Source organism: Deefgea chitinilytica (assembly GCF_016881405.1).
Lineage (GTDB): Bacteria > Pseudomonadota > Gammaproteobacteria > Burkholderiales > Chitinibacteraceae > Deefgea > Deefgea chitinilytica.
Genome location: NZ_WOFE01000020.1, coordinates 1 through 1749 on the forward strand (window position 1 = coordinate 1; position 1749 = coordinate 1749).

Sequence of the window (1749 nt, forward strand, 5' to 3'; positions counted from 1 at the left end):
GTGTCTAAGCCACTGATCTTTAACAAAATACAGCCGATGAGTGTGAGTGCTTGATTTGCCAGTCAAACAAGTGCTTGCACTCCAAATAGAATTACTCGATTAAATCGAGGCGCTCTAAGGAGCGCAAGCCAAGCAGTAAAAATTAGCACAGAGATTAAACGAAAGAGTTTGATCCTGGCTCAGATTGAACGCTGGCGGCATGCTTTACACATGCAAGTCGAACGGTAACAGGGTGCTTGCACCGCTGACGAGTGGCGAACGGGTGAGTAATACATCGGAATGTACCCAGTAATGGGGGATAACGCTTCGAAAGGAGTGCTAATACCGCATACGCCCTGAGGGGGAAAGTGGGGGACCGCAAGGCCTCACGTTATTGGAGCAGCCGATGGCTGATTAGCTAGTTGGTGAGGTAAAGGCTCACCAAGGCGACGATCAGTAGCGGGTCTTAGAGGACGATCCGCCACACTGGAACTGAGACACGGTCCAGACTCCTACGGGAGGCAGCAGTGGGGAATCTTGGACAATGGGCGAAAGCCTGATCCAGCAATGCCGCGTGCGTGAAGAAGGCCTTCGGGTTGTAAAGCGCTTTTGTCTGGGAGCAAATCCTGGCCTCTAATACAGGTCGGGGATGAGAGTACCAGAAGAATAAGGACCGGCTAACTACGTGCCAGCAGCCGCGGTAATACGTAGGGTCCAAGCGTTAATCGGAATTACTGGGCGTAAAGCGTCCGCAGGTGGCTTGATAAGATAGAGGTGAAATCCCTGGGCTCAACCTAGGAATTGCCTTTATGACTGTCTCGCTAGAGTATGGGAGAGGGGGGTGGAATTCCACGTGTAGCAGTGAAATGCGTAGAGATGTGGAGGAACACCGATGGCGAAGGCAACCCCCTGGCCTAATACTGACACTCATGGACGAAAGCGTGGGGAGCAAACAGGATTAGATACCCTGGTAGTCCACGCCCTAAACGATGTCTACTAGTTGTTGGGCTTTTCGGAGCTTAGTAACGCAGCTAACGCGTGAAGTAGACCGCCTGGGGAGTACGGTCGCAAGACTAAAACTCAAAGGAATTGACGGGGGCCCGCACAAGCGGTGGATGATGTGGATTAATTCGATGCAACGCGAAAAACCTTACCTGGTCTTGACATGTACGGAATCCTTTAGAGATAGAGGAGTGCCTTCGGGAACCGTAACACAGGTGCTGCATGGCTGTCGTCAGCTCGTGTCGTGAGATGTTGGGTTAAGTCCCGCAACGAGCGCAACCCTTGCCACTAGTTGCTACCATTCAGTTGAGCACTTTAGTGGGACTGCCGGTGACAAACCGGAGGAAGGTGGGGATGACGTCAAGTCCTCATGGCCCTTATGACCAGGGCTTCACACGTCATACAATGGTCGGTACAGAGGGTCGCTAACCCGCGAGGGGGTGCCAATCTCACAAAACCGATCGTAGTCCGGATTGCACTCTGCAACTCGAGTGCATGAAGTCGGAATCGCTAGTAATCGCGGATCAGCATGTCGCGGTGAATACGTTCCCGGGCCTTGTACACACCGCCCGTCACACCATGGGAGTGGGTTTCACCAGAAGTAGGTAGGCTAACCGCAAGGAGGCCGCTTACCACGGTGGGATTCATGACTGGGGTGAAGTCGTAACAAGGTAGCCGTAGGGGAACCTGCGGCTGGATCACCTCCTTTCAAGAGATAGATTGGTAGGTTAAGTACTCACACTCATCGGCTGTAGATTTTGAAGAAAC

The 1749-nt window shown here is 52.5% G+C and carries 1 rRNA gene; it reads left to right on the forward strand.

Annotation, left to right across the window (positions count from 1 at the left end):
* Positions 1-156 precede the first annotated feature (156 nt).
* Positions 157-1690: ribosomal RNA gene (locus tag GM173_RS15800) — 16S ribosomal RNA — on the forward strand.
* Positions 1691-1749: the final 59 nt, after the last annotated feature.